We start from the raw sequence: 20,973 nt of genomic DNA on the forward strand, positions 1-20,973 counted from the left end.
ATTTATTTAATATTTTATCATTTTTTTGCTATTTTAAAGCTTAAGAAATATAAAAAAACTTGCATTATCAAGATGATTTTAATCACCACTTCACTTGCATTATGGATACTGATAAATTCTTGAGTTTTTGTAGTGTTTTCGCCTAATTTTTGGAGTTCAATTATGGTATTAGTAAAATAAAAAACAAATATTAAGCTTAAAATCAAAATAAGCAAACTCAGCATAAATTTTGAAAATTTTATTTTAAATTTCATTTCATCTTTTATAAGAGAATAAATTTCATATAAAAAATTAACCACTGAAACAAAAATCAGCAAATATCCCATTTTAATAAAAATTTGCGTCATCATTAAGCCACTTTGAAAATGGCTCAACACTCCTTCTCCTATAAGATTTTGAGGAAAAAAAATTGTTGGTGCAACAACTATTCCTAGTATGAGTTCAACCCCTATGATGGAGGCAAGTAAAAATAAATTAACAGCTTTCAAGAGTTTCTCCTTTTATTTTTTATCATAACGCATATTTGTAAATTTAGCTATAAAAGCACGATTATAACCTTGTTCATCTTTGAAAAAATCAACAATGAAATTATTTTGATATAAAATTTTTTCCAAAATTTCTTTTTGATCATAGCCAAATTCGCAAGCTAAAAATTTAACTTTTTTATCAAGGGAAAAATGTATGATTTCTTCTAGAATTTCATATCCTTTTTCTCCGCCAAATAAAGCCTCTTTGGGTTCTTTTTGCACCCAAATATCTATAGGATATGAATTTTTAATATAAGGTGGATTTGAAAAAATAAAATCATAATTTTCTTTAATTTGCTTAAAATTACAAAGTTTAAAGTCAATCAAGTGATCGACTTTGTGTAATTTGGCATTCTCTAAAGCTAATTCTAAGGCTTTGGGATTGATATCACAGGCTGTGATTTTTAACCCAAGTTCTTTGGCTAAAACAATGCTTAAAATTCCGCTTCCAAATCCTATTTCTAAAATCCCATTAAAAGTATTTTTTTTGCATAAATTTAAAATTTGAAAAAGTAAAATTTCACTATCGTAGCGAGGGATTAGAACGCCTTTTTTTATCTTAAATTCTAAGCCCCAAAAATCCACTTTTTCAAATATATATTCAAAAGGTTCTCCAGATTTAAAACGCCTTATAAGCTCAAAATAAGGTTCATGATCTATTTTTATATCTTGGTTTAAAAATAACCAAGCTTTATCTTTTTTTAGATATTCGCAAAGTATAAATACCGCTTCATTTTCATAACCTTTTAAGTTAGATTTAGCTTCCATAAGAGCATTTTTTATAGTCAAGAAAGAGCCTTGATTCTATCACTAATACTTGGATGGCTGAGATAAAAAAATGTATATATTTTACTTGTTTTGATAAAAGCTTTATTTTCTCTTGCTAGAGCTATCAATGCATTTTTCATATCTTCTTTGCTTGTAACTTTAGCTCCGTGTTGATCGGCTGCAAATTCATTTTTTCTACTTAAGGCATTAAGCATAGGAGAGATTAAAAAGCTAAAAATATTTGCAAAGATAAATAAAAGAGCGAACACACCGCCATTTACTCCTTCTAGATGACTTTCTAAGTAAACAAATTCAGGTAAATTTGCAAAAACAAAAAAAAGTAAAAACATAGTTATAGCGCCGTTAAATAAAGCTTTGATAATATCCTTATGAACAAAATGTCCAAGCTCGTGTCCTAAAACAGCTAAAAGTTCTCTTTCATTTAAGGCTTTTAATAATGTATCAAAAAGCACCACTCTTTTGCTTTTAAAAAGTCCACCAAAATAAGCATTTAAACGCTTATCTCTTTTGCTTGCATCAATAACATAAACCCCATTTGCACTAAACCCACATTGTTTCATTAAAGAGCTGATTTTTTTCAGTAAATTTTCATCGTCTAGTTTTTCCATTTTATTAAAAATAGGTGCTATCAAGGTAGGGTAGATGAGATTTATAATCACTATAATACAAAAGGCAAAAATAAAGGCCGCAATCCACCAAAAAGTTCCAAAAAAATCATAGCAAAAAAGCAAAGCATAAAGGATTAAAAATCCAAATATTAAAGTTAAAATAAGACTTTTCATAGTATCTTTGATAAAAAGTTTTACAGTCATATTTGAAAAACCATGGGCTTTATCTTTGATAAAACTTTCATAAATACTTAAAGGTAGATTTAAAATACTTGTGATTATTAAAAAAGATAATAAAAATAAAGTATTTTCAAAACGAGTGTTGTTTAAGATAAGTAATTCTTTAAGGTATAAAAATCCAAAACCTATCCATGCAATACTGATGATTAAATTATAAAAATTGGAAAATAGTTTAAATTTTTCATTTTCGATGGCAATATCTGCTGCATTTTGATAGTCTTTTTCGCTTAAAATTTGAGCTTGTTTGTCTTTTTCTCTTTCTAAGAAACGAATTTGAGCATAGGAAATCCAAGATAAAAGTGCTGTGTAAAGACATAAAATTGCAATTAAAGTCATTATTTTTCCTTGATTAGTTTTTTGCGAATTCTAGCTTAAAATAATGAAATAAAGTTAATAGTTTAAAATCTAAAATAATATTCTTTTCAACTAAGTTGGTATATATTTATAAAAAAGGATTAAAGAATGTTTTTTAAGAAAAAGATTTCACAAAAACAAAAAGAAAAGCCTAAAATTCCAATCAATGATGTGATTTTAGATGACAGACTTTGTAAGTTTAAAAATAAAGTGCAAAAGATAAGCAAAGATGAAGCTTCGGCAAGTCTGCTTGCTAGACAATTAAGCAGACTTATCAGAGCTAATAAATTTTAATTTTGACATTTTTTCTTAGGGCGAAAAACCTTAATAACTTCATCATTTGCTTCTATATAAGCACCTTCTATCAAATCGATACAGTAAGGTATAGCCGGAAAAACAGGCTCTAGGCATTCTTTTATAGCCTTAGGATTTCCTGGTAAATTAATGATAAAAGATTTATTGCGAATTCCTGCACTCTGTCTTGAAAGTATAGCTGTTGGGACATATTTTAAACTTTCTAAGCGCATAAGTTCTCCAAAACCTGGCATCATTTTATCACACACGGCTTCCGTGGCTTCTGGGGTTACATCACGAAGTGCTGGACCTGTACCTCCGCTTGTAACAATCAAATCGCATTTTTTTTCATCTGCTAGATAAAGTAATTTTTTAATGATCAAATCATAATCATCAGGGATTAATTCTTTATGATAAATAATATCATTTTTTATATATGAATTTAACACTCTTTCAATTTCAGCAGTGGCTTTATCTTCGTATATACCACTACTTGCTCTATCGCTTAGGGTTAAAATTCCTATGTTTATTGTATCCATTGTTTCTCCTTAATAAATTTTTATAACCATCCTTTTTTCTTGAAAACAACCAAAGGTAAAATGATAGAAATTACCATCACGCCAAGCACTATGGGATAAGCATAGTGAAGTTCAAGTTCGGGCATGAATTTAAAATTCATACCATAAACAGTTCCTATTAAAGTAGGTGGCATCATGGCAACAGTTGCAACGGTGAAAATTTTAATGATTTTGTTTTGTTCTATGTTGATTTGACTGGCTAAAATGGTTTGGATATTATCTAAGATATTAAGTTGCGAAACGCTAAATTCAACCAAAGAATTTAAGTCTTTTAAAACTATAGTGAGATTTTGTTTTATGTCTTTATCGATTTTATCGCTTTTTAACAAAGAAGTCATAGCGCGACGCTTATCAAATAAAGAATCTCTTACGCGCATATTAAGCTCTTGCAAACTTGAAATATCCTTTAGCATTTCATCATAACTATATTCATCTTTTTTTTCTAAAACACTTGTTCTTAAGCGTCTTGCTTCTTTATCTATCCATTCTAGTAAATCCGCATCTTTTTCAACGCGTACTTCAAACATTTTATCAATAATATCAAAACCATCTTCAAAATTCTTCGGACTAGCTAAAATCCTTGCTTGAATTTCTTCAAAAGTGCTAAATTCGTTATATCTTATAGTAAATAAGATATTTTTAGCGGTAGCAAAAGTAACAATTTCTGTGCGAAGCTTGATTAAATTTCTATCTTCTTCATCACTTTTAAGATCTCTTACTAAAAAATGAGCATTGATGGTTATTGTTGCATTATCTTCCCAATATTTTGCGCTAAGCTCTATTTCTTCCCTTTCTTCTTTTGTAGGAAACTCAAGATTAAATTCACTTGATATAAAAGCAATTTCTGCTGCACTTGGATGAAGTAAATCAATCCATAAAATATTTTGCGGTAGTTCTTGACTATCGAGATTAAAATTGATTCTTTGAACTAAAGCATTTTGAGTTTTGATATAAATATAAAGCATGATCGCTCCTTGTTTATGACTTTAAAATTATAACCTTGTTTGCTTAAAAATTAACTTGTTTCTAAAATGTTTCTAAAACTCATTAAATTTCCAAAATATTTTTTGAAAGGAAAAAAATGAGTAAGAAATTTTTCTTAAGTTTAGGTCTTGTTGCTTTATTGTTTTCAAATTCACAAGCTATTGATGAGAATTTGATTAAAGCTGCGCAAGCAGAAGGTAGGGTAAATTCTTTAGCTATGCCTGATACTTGGGCAAACTGGAAGGATACTTGGGCAGATCTTAAAAATCTTTATGACATAGAACATAGTGATACAGATATGAGTTCAGCTCAAGAAATTGCTAAATTTAAAACCGAAAAGAAAAATGCAAGCGGTGATATAGGGGATGTAGGGGCGTCTTTTGGAGAGATAGCGGTTAAACAAGGAGTAGCTCAGCCTTTTAAGACAAGTTACTGGGATCAAATTCCAACTTGGGCTAAAGATAAAGATGGAAATTGGCTTTTAGCTTATACAGGAACCATAGCTTTTATAGTCAATAAAGATGTAGTAAAAGATATACCTAAAACTTGGCAAGATTTGCTTAAGGGAAATTATAAAATTACCGTGGGCGATGTAAGTGTAGCAGCTCAAGCTGTGAGTGCAGTTTTGGCAGCTAATTATGCCTTAGGTGGGGATGAAAAAGATTTAAGTCCTGCTTTAGCTTTTTTTAATACTTTAGCCAAACAAGGAAGACTTGTAAATAATGATGTAAGTATAGCCAATCTTGAAAAAGGTGAAGTTGAAGTGGGTTTAGTTTGGGATTTTAATGGTTTAGGCTATAGAGATAAAGTGGGCAAAGATCGTTATGAAGTTTTAATCCCTGCTGATGGTAGTGTTATTTCGGGTTATACAACTATTATCAATAAATACGCAAAACATCCAAATGCGGCTAAATTAGCCCGTGAGTTTATACTTTCTGATAAAGGACAAATCAATCTAGCAAAAGGTTATGCAAGGCCAATAAGAATTGATCATATTACCTTGCCAGATGATATAAAAGCTAAACTTTTACCAAGTGAGCAATACAAAAATGCAAGAGCAATCAAAGATCAAAAAGCTTGGGAAAAAAGCGCTAAAGAATTGCCACAACTTTGGCAAGAAAAAGTTATAGTGGATATGAAATAAAGGAGATTGGATGAAAAAGGTTATTTTAACAAGTGCTATGCTTTGCAGTGTTTTATTTGGAGTTCAAGAGTATGAGGCCAATTTAGCAGGGCATATTATCATAGATTCTAAAAGTACAGTAAAACCTCCTAAGGATGCTCCTGATTTTTTTAAAACTTATGGGAAATTTGCAAATATCGCTAGAGAAGAAAAAATTGGAACTTTTAAATCTAAGGGAAACAGGGAAACAGATTTTTATTTACCTTTTAAAAATCAACCTATACAAGGACATAGTGGGATAAAATATATTCCAAAAAAAGATGTTTTTTGGGTAATTAGCGATAATGGCTTGGGTAAAAAGTATAATTCTTATGATGCCATGCTTTATGCTCACGAGTTTAAATTTGATTTTAAAAACTCAAAATACGAACTTTTAAAAACAGTTTTTTTTAAAGATAGTGATAAAAAATACCCCTATCCTATAACCACCGAAACAACCAAAGAAAGGTATTTAAGTGGGGTTGATTTTGATACTGAGAGTATACAGGTTATCAATGATGAATTTTATATAGGTGATGAATTTGGTCCTTATTTGCTTCATTTTGATAAGAATGGAAATTTAAAAGAAGTTTTTGATGTGTATGTGGAGGGTAAAAAACTTATTTCTCCTGATAATCCAAGTTTAAAATTTAGCGATAAGCCTGATGGAGAAAATGAGAAATTTAATATCAAGCGTTCTAAAGGCTTTGAAGCTATGGCAAGCTCTAAAGATGGTTCTAAACTTTATTTGCTTTTAGAAGGAAGCATTTATAATAACAACGCTTATGAGAATGAAAAAGGTAAAGAATATCTAAGAATCATAGAATTTAATGTAAAAAATAAAAAATTCACTGGAAAAACTTATAAATATTTCTTAGAAGATAAAAGCCATTCCATAGGTGATTTTAATATGATAGATGATAAATACGGCATCATCATAGAAAGAGATCAAAAAGAAGGCACTAAAGATAAGGCTTGCAAAGAAGGTGAAGATACTAAGCATTGTTTTAATAATGTAGCTCAATTTAAAAGAATTTATAAGGTTAAATTAGATGATAAAACTCATGAAGCTCAAAAAATTTCTTATATAGATCTTTTAAATATTAAGGATAGAAATAAAATTTCTAAAAAGCCTTTGGTAAATGATAAATTTGTTTTTCCTTTTGAAACCATAGAAGGTGTGGATATAGTAGATGACTCTCATATAGTCGTAGAAAATGACAATAACTTTCCTTATTCTTCAAGTAGAGAACCTAATAAAACTGATGATAATGAATTTATTTTACTTGAAGTAAAAGATTTTTTAAAGAGTAAATGATGTCCAAAGCTATTTTAGTTGTGCTTGATGGCTTAAATTGTAAAAGTGCTAGTATAAATATGGGATATTTAAATGCGCTTTGCAAAGAGAATTTAGGCAAATTTTATTCTTTAGAATGCGAACTTCCTAGTATGTCTCGTCCTTTATACGAGTGCTTATTAACAGGCGTAAAGCCTGTTTTAAGTGGGATAATTAATAATAAATTGAGTTTTTCAAAACAAACAAGCATTTTTGACCTTTGCAAAGAACAAGGCTTAAAAGCTGGAGGCGCAGCTTATCATTGGGTTTTTGAGCTTTATAATAAAAAAGAATTTATTCCTTCTTTACATCGCCACATAGAAGATGAAAATTTAACTTTGCCTTATGGACATTTTTATTATGAAGATGATTATTTAGATTCTCATTTATTTGCAGATGGGGAGCATTTAAGAAACAAATATAATCTAGATTTTACTCTTATACATTCTATGAATATAGATGATGCAGGACATAAATTTGGCTCACACTCTATTGAGTATGCTAATAAAACCAAAAAAGTTGATATTTTGATTTCTGAGTATTTGCCTACTTGGTTAGAACAAGGTATTAATGTAATCATCACAAGCGATCATGGTATGACAGAGGGTAAAAGTCATGGAGGCTTAAGTGAAGATGAAATTTTAGTGCCTTTTTTCACTTTTGGTAGTGCTTTTTCGTATGAAAATGCCAAGATAAAACAGGATGAAATTTGTGGCAGTATCTGTGAAATTTTAGGACTTAAACACGATAAGAGATATAATGATGAAATTTTAAAGGCCAAAAAATGAAAGAAAAATTTCTAGCCTTTTTAAGTATTTTACCTTTTTTTATAGTTTTTACTTTTTTTATGATAGCGCCTTTGATTTGGATTGTTTTTAATGCTTTTTATGTAGAAGAGGATGAAATTTATTCTTTAGCCAATTTTATACATATTTTTGAGTCCAAATTCTATCTACAAAGCATTATAAATTCTTTACAAATCAGTTTTATTTCTAGTATTTTTGGACTTTTAATAGGGCTTTTGGCGAGCTATTCTTTATTTGTTTTAGCTCCATCAAAAATATGTAAATTTCTTTTTTCTTTAAATACTATGATAAGTAATTTTTCAGGAGTTCCTTTAGCTTTTGCTTTCATTATAGTTCTTGGAAGCAATGGTGTAGTTAATGTGTTTTTGAAAAATTTAGGCATAGAGCCTTTTGTTAGTGTTTATGCTAATTTCGGGGTAAATATTGTTTATGTGTATTTTCAAATTCCTTTGGCAATCTTGCTTTTGCTTCCAGCTTTTAAAAGTCTTGAAAATTCACATTTAAATGCTTGTAAAATGTTAGGTGGAGGCAATTTTTTATATTGGTTAAAAATAGCTTTGCCTTTGCTCGCTCCTGCTTTGTTTGGTGTTTTTGTGATTTTATTTGCCAATGCTTTTGGAGCTTATGCGACTATTTATGCTTTAAGTTCGGGAAATTTTAATGTCGCTCCTGTAAGAATCGCTGCTTTAATCGCAGGCGATATCAATCTTGATCCTTATATGGCTAGTGCTTTAAGCATCATTATAACTATTATCATGCTTGTTGTTACCTTTATAGCCAATTTCCTTTCTAAAAAATATAATTTTAAGGTGCTTTAAATGAATGAAAATTTGAGTTTAAAAGCTAAAATTTATCATTATGCAGTTTTGTTTTTGGTTTTTTTATTTTTAGCTTTGCCTTTAATGGCTACTTTTTTATATTCTATTTCCACTTCTTGGGGTGTAAGTGTTTTGCCTGATGATCTTACGCTTAAATGGTATCAAGAACTTTTTCATGACGAAAGATTTTTACTTGCTCTTTGGCATTCTTTGCTTGTTTGTGTGGGCAGTATTTTACTTTCTGTGATTCTTGTTTTCCCTTTGGTTTTTGTGCTAAATTATTATTTTTTAAAATTAAAAGCCTTTGTAAATATACTTATTATCATGCCTTTTGCTGTACCTCCTATAGTTAGCTGTGTGGGGCTTTTGCAACTTTATGCTGACAATATAGGAGGCACAGCTTGGATACTCATTTTTACTTATTTTACTATAGCTTTACCTTTTATATATAGGGCTTTAGATAATGCTATATCTAATGTCAATTTAAATGAACTCATCACATCTAATGCTATGCTTGGAGGTTCTTTAATGGGAGCGATTTTTAAACTTATCTTGCCTAACTTAAGAAATGGAATTTTGGTGGCAGTTTTTTTAAGTTTTTCTTTTTTAATAGGTGAATTTTTATACGCAAATATTCTTGTAGGAAGTGCTTATGAGACTTTACAAGTTTATCTTTATAATATCAAAAATCAAAGTGGGCATTATTCTAGTGCTTTGGTAATAGTTTATTTTGTATTAATTTTTATAACAACTTTTATAGCTAGTTTGATTAAGGAGTGAAAAATGGCTTATTTAAAGATTAAAAATTTTAAAAAAGCTTATGGGGATAAAATTATTTTTGAAGATATTAATTTTAGTGCTAAAAAGGGTGAGTTTATAACCCTTTTAGGCCCAAGTGGCTGTGGAAAATCCACTCTTTTAAGGTGTATAGCAGGGCTTAGCCAAATTAATGGAGGAAAAATTTCTTTAAATGATAAAGATCTTACCAAATTAAGTCCTCAAAAAAGAAATATAGGTATGGTTTTTCAAAATTACGCTCTTTTTCCAAATCTTAACGTTTTTGAAAATGTAGCTTTTGGTTTAAAGATCAAAAAAATGGATAAAAAGGACATAGAAAAAAGAGTGAAAAAAATGTTAAAACTCGTCGAGCTTGAAGAATACGCTAAAACTTATCCACATAAGCTTTCAGGCGGACAAATGCAAAGAGTGGCTTTAGCAAGATCTTTGGTGATTAAACCTGATTTACTTTTACTTGATGAGCCTTTATCGGCACTTGATGCTAAAATTCGTAAGCATTTAAGGGTGCAAATTAAAGAAATTCAAAAAGAACTTGAACTCACCACTATTTTTGTAACGCACGATCAAGAAGAAGCTTTAGAGTTATCCGATACGATTATTTTAATGAATGAGGGTAAAATCATACAAAATTCCAACGCAAATAATCTTTATCTTTTGCCAGAATCTCATTTTGTGGCTAGCTTTATAGGAAATTACAATATTTTAAGCCCTAAAGAGCTTGATAGCTTGGGTTTAAAACACGATTTTAAAAAAGATATAGCCTTGCGTCCTGAAACCATAGAAATTTCTAACGAAGGCTTAGAGGCTAAAATCAAAGAAAAATCATTGCTAGGCAATATCATACGCTATAGGGTTAGAGTGCAAGAAATTGAATTTAAGGTAGATACTTTAAATTTTAGCACTCATAGTACTTATGAAGCAGGTGATAAAATCGCTTTAAAATTCAATCTTTCTTTAGCAAAAGAGTTAAAATGAAGCTTGTTTTATTTGATTTAGATGATACTTTAATACAAGGCGATAGTGCTAAACTTTGGCTTAAATTTTGTGTTGAAAAAGGTTTTTTACCTCAAGAATATTTAGAAAAAATCGTTTTTTATCAAAAACAATATCAAGAAAAAAAGTTTGATATGGATGAATTTATGACTTTTTTTCTTCAAAGTGTTAAGGGTAAAAATGAAGATAGAATTTCATCTTTGGTAGATGAATTTATAAAAATTTATATAAAACCTTATGAAAAAGCTAAAGAACTTATAATCAAATATCAAGATCAAAGGTGTATTATAATTTCAGCTACGGCTGAATTTTTAGTTAGAAAAATCGCCTCTTTTTTGGGAGTGAGAGAAAGCATAGCCATAAAATGCGAGCGTGTGGGTGATAAATTTAGTGGAAAAGCTTATGGGATTTATAGCTTTAAGGAAGGCAAGGTTTTAAGACTTAAGGAATATTTGGGTAAAGATTATGAAAAATGGATGAAAGATTCTTATTTTTTTAGTGATTCTATCAATGATTTACCTTTACTAGAGTCTGTTAGCAAAGCCTTTGTATGTAATGGTGATGAAAAAATTTTAAAAATTGCAAAAGAGAGAAAATATGAAATTTTAACTTTTTAAGCTATAAGCGTGAAAATTCACGCTTATTCTAATTCATATTTTTTAATTAAAGTATCATAAAATCCATCAGTTTTTGCTTCATCTATGCCTTTGTTAAATATTTCAATAATATTTTTTTGTTTATTTTTATCAAAAGCAAAACTAAAGCCTTCCCCTCCATCTGTTTCTTGGTAGAAGCTTACCAATTCTGGATTTTCAGCTAAAAAACCTTTAGCAGTATCTTGATCAGCTACAATAGCATCGATTTTGTTGTTTTTTAGTGCTAAAACAGCTATGTTTAAATCTTTATTGCTTTGTACTTGTGCATTTTTGATAGCTTTTGCAGTATTTTCTTGTAAAGTTCCTAGTTGAACTCCTATTTTTTTACCTTCTAAATCATTTTTCGTTTGAAGAGAGTCGTTGTTTTTTAGCTTAAGATAAAGATTTTTACTCATATAGTAAGGTTTGGTAAAATCAACACTTTGTCTTCTTTCGTCAGTTGCGCTCATAGCTGAGGCAATCATATCGATTTTGCCAGCTTTTAAAGCAGGAATCAATCCATCGAAATTGGTTTCAACCCAAACAATTTTAATACCATTTTTTTTGGCAATCTCTTCAACCAAATCAGTATCAAAACCTGTAAGTTTTGAGTTTTCTTTATAATTAAAAGGTTTATAATTTGGAGCAGTTCCAACCTTTAATTCTACACTTGCATTTGATTCTTTATTTTTAGAATCACTACAAGCACCTAAAAATAAACCAACTAAAGCAACTAGAGCAATGCTTAATATTTTTTTCATTTTTTTCCTTTGATATAAAATGTTTTAAAATTATACTTATTTTAAATTTATATTTAATTAAGTCTGGATCAATTTTTAGAAAAGTTATATTAATGTTGTGCTTTTAGATAATATTTAAATAATTATAAAAGTATTCTTTTAATATTTAAAATAAAATTTTATTTAAGAATATATTAATATAAAATTTGTTAAATTTTCATTAAATTTAAATATTGAAAAATAAAATATCAAATTAATATTTTATAATCAACTCAGGACATACGGGATAGTGTTGCAAATAATCAATTTGCGATAAATCAAAAGGTTTTATTTTAGTAAGAAATGAGATGAAAAAATATTTTAATATTTTTAAAATTTTTACAAATAAGACAAATGCAAAATTTGGCTTGGGCGTTTGTAGTGTGGTTTTATCTTCTTCGGTTTGTTTTGCGGCGGTTCAGGCTGCAAGCAAGGATGGAAAAATTTTTTATATTTCTGAACATTCTTTTAAGGATAATCAAGTTTATGATCCTCAAGCAGAAATTTTTAAAAAAATTAATGGAAAAAATTTCTATGCTTCTAAGTCAAAATACCCTATATCAAATTTAACTATGATTTATAATAACCCTAAATCTGGAAATAAAAATTTATCCAAGCTTGAAATTTTAACTCCGGATACTTCAAAAGAAGAGATCATAACAGCTTTTAGCACTTTAGGAACCGTATCTTCAGATACTCAAGCCGTTCCTAGTTCTTTTATGCCTTTTATTGTAACAGCTTATGCGCAAAATACAAATGCAACAAATAATAAACTTATATTAGAAAATGGAGAATTATCTTCTGTGTATTTTTGCAAACCAAGCATAGGGGATTGTGGAGTACCTAATAATTCTCAAAAAGGCGATCGTTTTAAGTATTTAATTACTGCGGCGTTTACTGACAGGGGGGAGGGATTTAACAATCAAACCATTTTAAAAGAAAACTCCTATATCAATAATGGGTGTAGAAAATATCTACACCTTGCCCTTAAATGGAGTTCCTTATATTTCAGGATCTGTAGCTTTTGATGGTGAAGCTAAAGACAATAAATTAATCTTAGAGTCAAATACAAAAATTGACCTTCATAATTCCCAGTATTTTTCAGATGAAGAAGGTAAGGATATTTATGATGAAAGAATTACTCGTTTAATGGGAGCTTTTGGCATAAATTCTAATTTACAAAACAATAAAGTTCTTATCGATTCAGCCAATATCGTCCTTCATGGGCCAGATGGTGAGTATACAGCTCGTTCGACCTTTGAAATTTTAGGTGCTTTAGCTGATGTAAATAATCTTAAAAAATACAATGTAAGTAAAAATTCTGTAATAATTAAAAATTTAAATTTAGATTTAATGGTAAATTCGCAAAATAAAATAACTTTTTATGATGCTGTTTTATTTGGAGAAATTTACGGTGGAAGAACATTACAGGGTAATGCAGAGAAAAATTCTATAGAAGTTTATCATTTTAACTCATTAGATCATCTTAATAAAAACATTAAAACACATGCATCGTTAAACCTCTATGGTGGGTATTCTAATGATGGTGAAGCTAATGGAAATAAAATTGTATTTCGTCTTAAAAAACCTTTAAAAATCAGTGATAATTTTTATGGAAAAAATTATTACAATCTTTACGGAGGTTTTGCTACAGAGGGTGCGAATTTTAATGTTTTTGATATACAAAATGATTTAACCTATGAAAAAGTTCCACAAAATTATTCTGATAAATTTACCGTATATGCGGCAAGAACTTTAAGTGGAAAAGCAAATAATAATACCTTAAGTATAAAAGATTCTGTTATTTCATTGCCTTTATATGCTTTTATTACAAGTGAAACTACGCTAGATGGTATAGACTATATCGCCGATGAATCAAACAATAATGAAGTAAATTTTGAAAATATTAAATCATCTAAAAATTTAAGTTTGATGATCAATGCTAAAAATGTTTCAAATAATAAAATAAATTATAATCTCATTCAGAGTTTAACCGAAGCGAGTTCTTTAGGAAAGGGCTCAAAAATTATTTTAAAAGCAACTCAAAATGCAAACAACAATCTTATAAAGCTTAAAGATTGTTCTTCGGCTGCCGTGGAAAGTTCGTGCATCATAAAAGCAGATAAAGAAAGTGCTTTTAATAAAATCATCAACAACACAGCTTTTAGTACTGCCTCAGATAAAAGACAAGGTTATGTGGGGTTGATAGCTGGAGTGTCTGCAAATTCTCATGATAATATCATGGAGCTTGTTAATTTAAATATAGATGAGTATAAAAATCAAGATGCTATATTTTTAGCTCCATCTGGAACTTCGGATATTTCAAATTTTAAATCTTATAACAATACTTTATATTTAGGTGGAGAGTTGAATTTCTTTAAAGATGTAAATATCGATTTGCTTTCTGGTTCTGTTTTTCATGAAGTAAATAAAAAAGGTAAAATAATCACTCAAATTCTACCGCATCAAGAAGATTTTTCTAAAAACAATCGTTTGATTATAGATACTCAAGATGTCAAATCAGAAGTGGTAAATAACTTTGAAAATTTTACTTTTATTTTACCAAATAAAATAAAAAATCCTATCTTGACTATAGAAAAACTTATCAATCTTCCTGCAAATGGAAGTATGGAAATTCTTACTAAAAATAAACCAACAAAAGGAAAATATATTCTCATACAAAGTGATGTTGGAATTTATGATGGTGACAATGGATTGTTAAATCAACAAGAATTAGAAAATTTGTTAGAAAAAATGAAAAATAATAAAAATAAATTTAATTACAACAAGATAGAAAAGTTGGCTAAAAGTACATTGAAAAATGTAAATTTTAGCTTTGAAGTTTCAGATGATGCAAAAATAATTTATATCAACATACTTTAAAGGAGAGTAACATGAAAAAGATGAGTAAACATATAGTTTTATCATTTGCGGTGAGTTCTTTGCTCTTTTCTCAAGCTTATGCTTTACCAAGTGGGGGTAAATTTACTCATGGTACAAGTGGGACTATCCATACCTCTGGCAATACTGTAACGATTACAGGAAAAGGACAAAATCATGTTATCCAATGGGGTGGCGGTTTTAATATAGGACAAAATGAAAGTGTAAATTTTAACGGCAAAAATCAAAACTACCTAAACATTGCTTATCAAAAAGATGCTTCTAAGATAGACGGAGCTTTAAATAGAGGGAATAACAATATCTTTTTAGTTAATCCTATGGGAGTTTTGATTGGCAAAACAGGAACTATTACTGCGGGAAAATTTGTAGCTAGCACAACAGCTTTAAGTGATGATAATGTCAAAACTTTTTTAGAAAAAGGAGCTAGTTTCTCTCCGGCATTTGATGTAAGCAAACAAGGAAATATTATAAATCTTGGAAAGATCAATGCAGATAATATTGTTTTAATAGGAAATAAGGTTGAAATCAATAAAGGAAAAATTACTTTGGATGTATTAAAACTTGAAGGTAATAAAGTTTATGTTGATGCTGGAGTGGTAAAAGATACAAAAAATATCGTAGCCAAAGCAGAGCAAGAAGCTATCATTCAACAAAGCATAACAAGTTTTGAAGAAGATGGAGCTTTATTGGGTAATTCTATGTAGTAAATTTAGTTTTGATGATAGTAGTAAAGTTAAAAACTGGACTAAATATGGAAGTATTGCGGATGCAACAGAATGGAATAAATTTGCTGATTTTTGGAATGTAAATAAAGAAAAATTTAGAACAGCTTTTGATCATTTTCGTTTGATTGATGATATTGATTTTAGTGGCGTGAAAACATACATAGTAGGTGATAATACAAGCAATGCTTTTGCTAAATCTTTCGATGGTTCTGGTTATGCTTTAAAAAATGTTAATATTAATTCATCAAATCAATATGTAGGAATTTTTGGAGTTGTTCAAAATAGCTATATAAGAAACTTTAATATTCAAGGATTGAAAATTGCTTCAACTGGTTATGATGCTTAGTTGGAGGTATAGTAGGGCAAAATATTGCAAACAGTTATACGGGTTTTGAAAATGTGACTGTTAATGATCTCGTTATTAATACAGCTGTAAATACTAAAGTTGGCGGAATAATAGGCTGGGGAAATGGTAGTGGAGGGAATAACACTATCAATTTTACAAATGTTGCTATTAATAATATAAGTATAGTAGCAAAGAAGGTTCTTATGTGGGTGGCATAGGCAGACAAATTGATGGTGGTAATTTTAATAATGTTGTGGTTAATGACATAGAAAAACTTATAACTTCTGGGAATGATAGTAAAACAGGAGGATTTACTGGAAAAGTTGGAAATTTAAAGATTAATAATGCTTACTTATTTTATAAAATGGAGCAATTTTGAGTGCTGGAAACTATAAAACACAAGCTGGAAAAGTTATTGGTGATCCTGGAATTAGTGTAAATAATAATTTTAGTAATATTTATGTTTATCATAATTTAGAAAATGGTTACATTGATGAAGGACAGAATTTTTTAAGTCTGTGCAATATAATAATGAAGTAACAGGAAAAAAAGATTTTGATAGTGCTGTAAGAAAGAAATTTAACGATATAAAATATCTTGATAATAATTCTTATGCTTTTGCTGATTCTTTTACCAAGGCAACAGATGCTGTGAAATTATCCAAAGACGACTTTGACCCTAAATTGCTTCAAAGAATTTTAGATGATTTGATGAATGGAAAATACACTTATGATTTTGATACCAAAACTTGGATTTACGCAGATATCAAGGGTGTGGCAGGGGAAAATGAAGCCAGTGAGATCACTCAAAGTTTAAATTTCTTAAATACATTTAAAGATACTGGAGTAGAACAAGAATTTTTAAAGTTATGGCAAGGTTCGCAAGAACAAAGTTATAAAAATTATACCAATCTTTATGAAAAATGGACGCAAAAGAAAACTGCTATGGATAAAATCAAAACCGGCAAAGGTTGTTTCGCTAGTTTTAAAGAAGAATTACAAAAATACCAAGAAGCCTTAGCTCAACTTGACAAAGAAAATAAAAACTATGAAAAAATCAAAGAATCAGGCTTAGTTAGCGATGAAACGCTTAGAGTTATGTATGCAAAACTTTTAGAACAAAAAGAAGCTCTTGAAAAGCAGTTTGCGGATCTTAGTGGAAATGAAGGATTTCACTATAAGCTTGAAAATGAGATTCTAAATTCTCAAGGTTTTGCTATAAATGGAAGCGATGTAGATGGTAAAGTGTACACTGGAAAATATAATTTTGAAGGAAAATTAGCCTCATTGCCAGAAAAATCAAATATATCTATCTATGAGCCAGATAAACAAAAAAAGAGGGAGGGGGTGAAGACCCAGGCAAACCTTCTGTATTGCCGCCTGAAATTCCTGAAAAGGTTGTAGAAGCTCCTATAAAAATTCAAACTAAAGTAGACACAAAAAAAAGAAGATGATGATCAAGTGGACATAGGAAAAGCAGATGCTAGAAGTAGTGGTTTGCGTTGTATTGTAAGTGATAATTTTAAGACAATGAACATTTGTGTAAATGCAAAATAGGAAATAAAAATGAGAAATTTAATCTTATTGCAAGTATTTTCACATGCTGAAGAGCTAAATAATAATAAAATAAGAGAGCTTATAGAAAGCTCTTCTGAAGCAAATGGACCACAAAATAAAAATTAAAAAATACATTAAAAAATCAAAAAAGCCCTGTAAATTTTAAAGAGCAAAATACTACAAATATTGCAAATTTACAAACTGATCAAAATGAAGCTAAGGTTTTTGTAAGAGAGTATGTTTTGCATATCGATAATAAAGATTTGACATTTAAAAAATTAAGAATTAGCGAAAAATAAATTCAAGATGCAATAGCTGAATATCGCAACCAAGAATTAAGCTTACAAAATTTAAAAGATATAACAAACATTATAGCTTATTATTGTCAATTAAGTGGCCATCCTTCGGCAACTGCTTATATACCACCGCAAGATTTAAGTTCTAACAAAGTGCAAATTAACATAGCTTTTGGAACTTTATAGGAAAAGTAATTATTAAAAACAACTCAGGTGTCAGAGATTATGCTTTAGAGAGTAAATTGAACAAAAATCTTAAAGGGAAAGTTATCACAACTAAAAATGTGGAAAATGAAATTTATAAAATCAATGAAATATACGGAATCCAAACCAATGCTAATTTACAATCAGGTGATGGTTGTGGAGAAAGCGATGTTATTATAGAAGTAAACAAAGGTGAGATAGTGTAACTTTAACTTTATATTCTAACAACTATGGGACTAAAGAAACAGGTCGTTTTAGAGCAGGAATGAGTCAAAGTTTAAACAATATAGCAAGATAAGGGGATAACTTAAATTTTTATCTTCAAGATAGTGATGAAAATCAAACAGATTATGGGATTAATTATAGTACTTTTATAGGGAATTTAAAAATTACTCCATTTGCAACTCAAGGACATTATGTTCCTGGCAGAATTTATAGAAATCTTAGTTTTTATAGGGACTCTATGAATGTTGGAGTAAATTTTTCTTATCCTGTGTTTTTATATACTGAGTATTCTTTATATCTTGTTTCGGGTTTTACTCATAAAAAGATTAAAGATTATTATCTTGATGGTTTAGTAAGCAATGAAAAAGCGAGAAATAGTGTAAATTTGGGCATAGAAAGAACTTATAGAGGTTTGGAGAATAATGTCCTAAGTTATACTTTAAATTTTATATATGGTAATGTTGAAAATGATGGTGATTTTTCTGGATTTAATGGAGTAAATTTAGGAAATTTTGGAAAAATGAATTTAAATTTAAGCAACAAATATCAATTCTAAGAACGCTTAACTCACATTTTTCAACTCAATTATCAAAAAGTTATCAGCGATGCTGTTTTAGATAGTAGTGAATCCGTATCTTTAGGTAGACCTTGTGGTGTATGTGTTTGTTTAGAAGGTGAGGGAAGTGCGGATAATGTTGTTTCTGGCGCCTTGGGAATAAGATTTCAAACACCTTTAGAAGGGCTTTACTCGACTCCTTTTTATGATATAGGGTATTCTTGGTATGAAAATAAAGAATATCAAAGTGAAAATCATTATCTTATGGATGCAATGGGTATATAAATACTCTATACAAGAAGTGCTAATTTTTATGTAAAAATGGATGCTGCAAGAGCTGTTCATCAGTTTAAACACGATGGAGAACATCGAGCAAGAGTTTATGCAAGCCTAGAAAAATACTTTTAACTTTGGGGTGATTGGAAAATCCCCCCGCCCCCCCCCCATTTTTAAACCCACCAAATACTTATATAAATACTTACACAAATATTTATACTATTTAATCCTTTGTTTAATCCCCTTTTAAGTTTAATTGGTTATACTTTCATTTCCTTTTTTGAAAAAAGGACTTAAAATCTTTTAAATTATAAAGTTTCACTAGCTTAGTAGATTTTATAAATTAACTCTTTTGGTTTTTGTCTTATAAACTAAAAGCTTTTTTATAAATCTTGTTTTTTAATTTAAAAACTTTTCTTTTAAAAATGATTTTTTGTTTTGTTCTTTTAAATTAGTATTGTTATTCAAATCTTATTAGTCAATCTTTGAAATCTAAATAAGTGATCGATTGAGCCAGAACAGATTTAGGCATAAGCAATTATGTAAAATCTATTCAATCTAATAATTAAAAAGATTAAAAACTTTTCTTTTAATCTTTCATAACTTTTTCTTTGAAGAAAAAGATTAAACTATCTATAATTTTTTATGGAGAGTTTGATCCTGGCTCAGAGTGAACGCTGGCGGCGTGCCTAATACATGCAAGTCGAACGATGAAGCTTCTAGCTTGCTAGAAGTGGATTAGTGGCGCACGGGTGAGTAAGGTATAGTTAATCTGCCCTACACAAGAGGACAACAGTTGGAAACGACTGCTAATACTCTATACTCCTGCTTAACACAAGTTGAGTAGGGAAAGTTTTTCGGTGTAGGATGAGACTATATAGTATCAGCTAGTTGGTAAGGTAATGGCTTACCAAGGCTATGACGCTTAACTGGTCTGAGAGGATGATCAGTCACACTGGAACTGAGACACGGTCCAGACTCCTACGGGAGGCAGCAGTAGGGAATATTGCGCAATGGGGGAAACCCTGACGCAGCAACGCCGCGTGGAGGATGACACTTTTCGGAGCGTAAACTCCTTTTCTTAGGGAAGAATTCTGACGGTACCTAAGGAATAAGCACCGGCTAACTCCGTGCCAGCAGCCGCGGTAATACGGAGGGTGCAAGCGTTACTCGGAATCACTGGGCGTAAAGGGCGCGTAGGCGGATTATCAAGTCTCTTGTGAAATCTAATGGCTTAACCATTAAACTGCTTGGGAAACTGATAGTCTAGAGTGAGGGAGAGGCAGATGGAATTGGTGGTGTAGGGGTAAAATCCGTAGATATCACCAAGAATACCCATTGCGAAGGCGATCTGCTGGAACTCAACTGACGCTAAGGCGCGAAAGCGTGGGGAGCAAACAGGATTAGATACCCTGGTAGTCCACGCCCTAAACGATGTACACTAGTTGTTGGGGTGCTAGTCATCTCAGTAATGCAGCTAACGCATTAAGTGTACCGCCTGGGGAGTACGGTCGCAAGATTAAAACTCAAAGGAATAGACGGGGACCCGCACAAGCGGTGGAGCATGTGGTTTAATTCGAAGATACGCGAAGAACCTTACCTGGGCTTGATATCCTAAGAACCTTTTAGAGATAAGAGGGTGCTAGCTTGCTAGAACTTAGAGACAGGTGCTGCACGGCTGTCGTCAGCTCGTGTCGTGAGATGTTGGGTTAAGTCCCGCAACGAGCGCAACCCACGTATTTAGTTGCTAACGGTTCGGCCGAGCACTCTAAATAGACTGCCTTCGTAAGGAGGAGGAAGGTGTGGACGACGTCAAGTCATCATGGCCCTTATGCCCAGGGCGACACACGTGCTACAATGGCATATACAATGAGACGCAATACCGCGAGGTGGAGCAAATCTATAAAATATGTCCCAGTTCGGATTGTTCTCTGCAACTCGAGAGCATGAAGCCGGAATCGCTAGTAATCGTAGATCAGCCATGCTACGGTGAATACGTTCCCGGGTCTTGTACTCACCGCCCGTCACACCATGGGAGTTGATTTCACTCGAAGCCGGAATACTAAACTAGTTACCGTCCACAGTGGAATCAGCGACTGGGGTGAAGTCGTAACAAGGTAACCGTAGGAGAACCTGCGGTTGGATCACCTCCTTTCTAGAGTACAAAGTAATAAGTCTCACAACTAT

General features: G+C 30.6%; 25 protein-coding genes and 1 rRNA gene. 20 read left to right on the forward strand and 6 right to left on the reverse strand.

Features of this window, described 5'->3' with window-relative positions:
* Nucleotides 1-17 precede the first annotated feature (17 nt).
* From FBE87_RS03550 to FBE87_RS03560, 3 genes are read right to left on the reverse strand one after another with little or no spacing between them, the layout of a single operon-like run.
* Nucleotides 18-488 carry a DUF4149 domain-containing protein gene (locus FBE87_RS03550; RefSeq protein WP_002928402.1) on the reverse strand — a complete coding sequence of 157 codons (471 nt, stop codon included), beginning with the start codon at nt 486-488 and terminating at the stop codon, nt 18-20.
* 12 nt (nt 489-500) lie between these two features.
* A complete protein-coding gene (locus tag FBE87_RS03555) occupies nt 501-1,316 on the reverse strand; it encodes a HemK/PrmC family methyltransferase (protein WP_052821902.1) in 816 nt (271 codons plus the stop codon).
* Nucleotides 1,313-2,500 carry a M48 family metallopeptidase gene (locus FBE87_RS03560; protein WP_002857133.1) on the reverse strand — a complete coding sequence of 396 codons (1,188 nt, stop codon included), beginning with the start codon at nt 2,498-2,500 and terminating at the stop codon, nt 1,313-1,315. Before FBE87_RS03560 ends, FBE87_RS03555 begins: the two co-directional genes overlap by 4 nt.
* A 126-nt stretch (nt 2,501-2,626) precedes the next feature.
* On the opposite strand from FBE87_RS03560, the gene FBE87_RS03565 reads away from it, so the two are divergent.
* On the forward strand, nt 2,627-2,812 hold the full coding sequence (locus FBE87_RS03565; RefSeq protein ID WP_002825403.1) for a hypothetical protein: 186 nt from the start codon (nt 2,627-2,629) through the stop codon (nt 2,810-2,812).
* Here FBE87_RS03565 and mog read toward each other — a convergent pair.
* Complete coding sequence (gene mog / locus FBE87_RS03570; protein ID WP_002842823.1) at nt 2,809-3,351, reverse strand: molybdopterin adenylyltransferase; 543 nt, start codon at nt 3,349-3,351, stop codon at nt 2,809-2,811. The two genes, FBE87_RS03565 and mog, sit on opposite strands and share 4 nt — an antisense overlap.
* Before the next feature lie 20 nt (nt 3,352-3,371).
* Nucleotides 3,372-4,355, reverse strand: coding sequence for a magnesium/cobalt transporter CorA (corA, locus tag FBE87_RS03575; protein WP_002799370.1), 984 nt, complete (start codon nt 4,353-4,355; stop codon nt 3,372-3,374).
* 116 nt (nt 4,356-4,471) lie between these two features.
* Between corA and FBE87_RS03580 the strand changes: the two genes are divergently transcribed.
* From FBE87_RS03580 to FBE87_RS03610, 7 genes are read left to right on the forward strand one after another with little or no spacing between them, the layout of a single operon-like run.
* A complete protein-coding gene (locus FBE87_RS03580) occupies nt 4,472-5,518 on the forward strand; it encodes an extracellular solute-binding protein (RefSeq protein ID WP_002852095.1) in 1,047 nt (348 codons plus the stop codon).
* A gap of 10 nt (nt 5,519-5,528) precedes the next feature.
* On the forward strand, nt 5,529-6,854 hold the full coding sequence (locus tag FBE87_RS03585; protein WP_002793291.1) for an esterase-like activity of phytase family protein: 1,326 nt from the start codon (nt 5,529-5,531) through the stop codon (nt 6,852-6,854).
* Nucleotides 6,851-7,660 (forward strand): alkaline phosphatase family protein, encoded by an 810-nt coding sequence (locus FBE87_RS03590; protein ID WP_010891882.1) that lies wholly within the window; start codon nt 6,851-6,853, stop codon nt 7,658-7,660. Before FBE87_RS03585 ends, FBE87_RS03590 begins: the two co-directional genes overlap by 4 nt.
* On the forward strand, nt 7,657-8,496 hold the full coding sequence (locus FBE87_RS03595; protein WP_002784190.1) for an ABC transporter permease: 840 nt from the start codon (nt 7,657-7,659) through the stop codon (nt 8,494-8,496). Before FBE87_RS03590 ends, FBE87_RS03595 begins: the two co-directional genes overlap by 4 nt.
* Complete coding sequence (locus FBE87_RS03600; protein WP_002793289.1) at nt 8,497-9,276, forward strand: ABC transporter permease; 780 nt, start codon at nt 8,497-8,499, stop codon at nt 9,274-9,276.
* Between the two features lie 3 nt (nt 9,277-9,279).
* Nucleotides 9,280-10,269: an ABC transporter ATP-binding protein gene (locus FBE87_RS03605; protein ID WP_002856794.1), complete on the forward strand. Its 990-nt coding sequence runs from the start codon at nt 9,280-9,282 to the stop codon at nt 10,267-10,269.
* A complete protein-coding gene (locus FBE87_RS03610) occupies nt 10,266-10,904 on the forward strand; it encodes an HAD family phosphatase (protein ID WP_002810914.1) in 639 nt (212 codons plus the stop codon). The genes FBE87_RS03605 and FBE87_RS03610 overlap by 4 nt, the downstream gene beginning before the upstream one ends.
* A 23-nt stretch (nt 10,905-10,927) precedes the next feature.
* Here the strand turns inward: FBE87_RS03610 and FBE87_RS03615 are convergent, their stop codons facing one another.
* Entirely contained in the window at nt 10,928-11,683 is a 756-nt protein-coding gene (locus tag FBE87_RS03615) for a basic amino acid ABC transporter substrate-binding protein (protein WP_002858622.1), read from the reverse strand.
* A 326-nt stretch (nt 11,684-12,009) separates the two neighbouring features.
* On the opposite strand from FBE87_RS03615, the gene FBE87_RS03620 reads away from it, so the two are divergent.
* From FBE87_RS03620 to FBE87_RS03650, 12 genes are all read left to right on the forward strand, one after another.
* Nucleotides 12,010-12,729, forward strand: coding sequence for a hypothetical protein (locus FBE87_RS03620; protein WP_002852321.1), 720 nt, complete (start codon nt 12,010-12,012; stop codon nt 12,727-12,729).
* Nucleotides 12,659-14,584, forward strand: coding sequence for a hypothetical protein (locus tag FBE87_RS03625; protein WP_100621768.1), 1,926 nt, complete (start codon nt 12,659-12,661; stop codon nt 14,582-14,584). Before FBE87_RS03620 ends, FBE87_RS03625 begins: the two co-directional genes overlap by 71 nt.
* An 11-nt stretch (nt 14,585-14,595) precedes the next feature.
* Nucleotides 14,596-15,306, forward strand: a complete 711-nt coding sequence (locus tag FBE87_RS09210) for a filamentous hemagglutinin N-terminal domain-containing protein (RefSeq protein WP_237949526.1) — start codon at nt 14,596-14,598, stop codon at nt 15,304-15,306.
* On the forward strand, nt 15,278-15,673 hold the full coding sequence (locus tag FBE87_RS09215) for a hypothetical protein (protein ID WP_237949527.1): 396 nt from the start codon (nt 15,278-15,280) through the stop codon (nt 15,671-15,673). Before FBE87_RS09210 ends, FBE87_RS09215 begins: the two co-directional genes overlap by 29 nt.
* Nucleotides 15,674-15,726: 53 nt before the next feature.
* Nucleotides 15,727-15,891 (forward strand): hypothetical protein, encoded by a 165-nt coding sequence (locus tag FBE87_RS09220; RefSeq protein ID WP_002879385.1) that lies wholly within the window; start codon nt 15,727-15,729, stop codon nt 15,889-15,891.
* Nucleotides 15,879-16,052, forward strand: coding sequence for a hypothetical protein (locus tag FBE87_RS09225; protein WP_002858593.1), 174 nt, complete (start codon nt 15,879-15,881; stop codon nt 16,050-16,052). Before FBE87_RS09220 ends, FBE87_RS09225 begins: the two co-directional genes overlap by 13 nt.
* 139 nt (nt 16,053-16,191) lie before the next feature.
* The gene (locus FBE87_RS03640; RefSeq protein WP_100626345.1) at nt 16,192-17,076 is read left to right on the forward strand and encodes a hypothetical protein; all 885 of its coding nucleotides are present in this window, start codon (nt 16,192-16,194) and stop codon (nt 17,074-17,076) included.
* 512 nt (nt 17,077-17,588) lie between these two features.
* Nucleotides 17,589-17,711 carry a hypothetical protein gene (locus tag FBE87_RS09230; protein WP_285816309.1) on the forward strand — a complete coding sequence of 41 codons (123 nt, stop codon included), beginning with the start codon at nt 17,589-17,591 and terminating at the stop codon, nt 17,709-17,711.
* A gap of 56 nt (nt 17,712-17,767) precedes the next feature.
* A complete protein-coding gene (locus FBE87_RS09235; RefSeq protein ID WP_002864369.1) occupies nt 17,768-17,935 on the forward strand; it encodes a hypothetical protein in 168 nt (55 codons plus the stop codon).
* Nucleotides 17,936-18,192: 257 nt separating this feature from the next.
* On the forward strand, nt 18,193-18,510 hold the full coding sequence (locus tag FBE87_RS09240) for a hypothetical protein (RefSeq protein WP_002858604.1): 318 nt from the start codon (nt 18,193-18,195) through the stop codon (nt 18,508-18,510).
* A 153-nt stretch (nt 18,511-18,663) separates the two neighbouring features.
* The gene (locus FBE87_RS09305) at nt 18,664-18,795 is read left to right on the forward strand and encodes a hypothetical protein (RefSeq protein ID WP_002858570.1); all 132 of its coding nucleotides are present in this window, start codon (nt 18,664-18,666) and stop codon (nt 18,793-18,795) included.
* 633 nt (nt 18,796-19,428) lie between these two features.
* Nucleotides 19,429-20,941: ribosomal RNA gene (locus FBE87_RS03650) — 16S ribosomal RNA — on the forward strand.
* The last annotated feature ends 32 nt before the right edge of the window (nt 20,942-20,973 follow it).

The organism is Campylobacter sp. CFSAN093246, from assembly GCF_012889415.1.
GTDB classification, from domain to species: domain Bacteria; phylum Campylobacterota; class Campylobacteria; order Campylobacterales; family Campylobacteraceae; genus Campylobacter_D; species Campylobacter_D jejuni.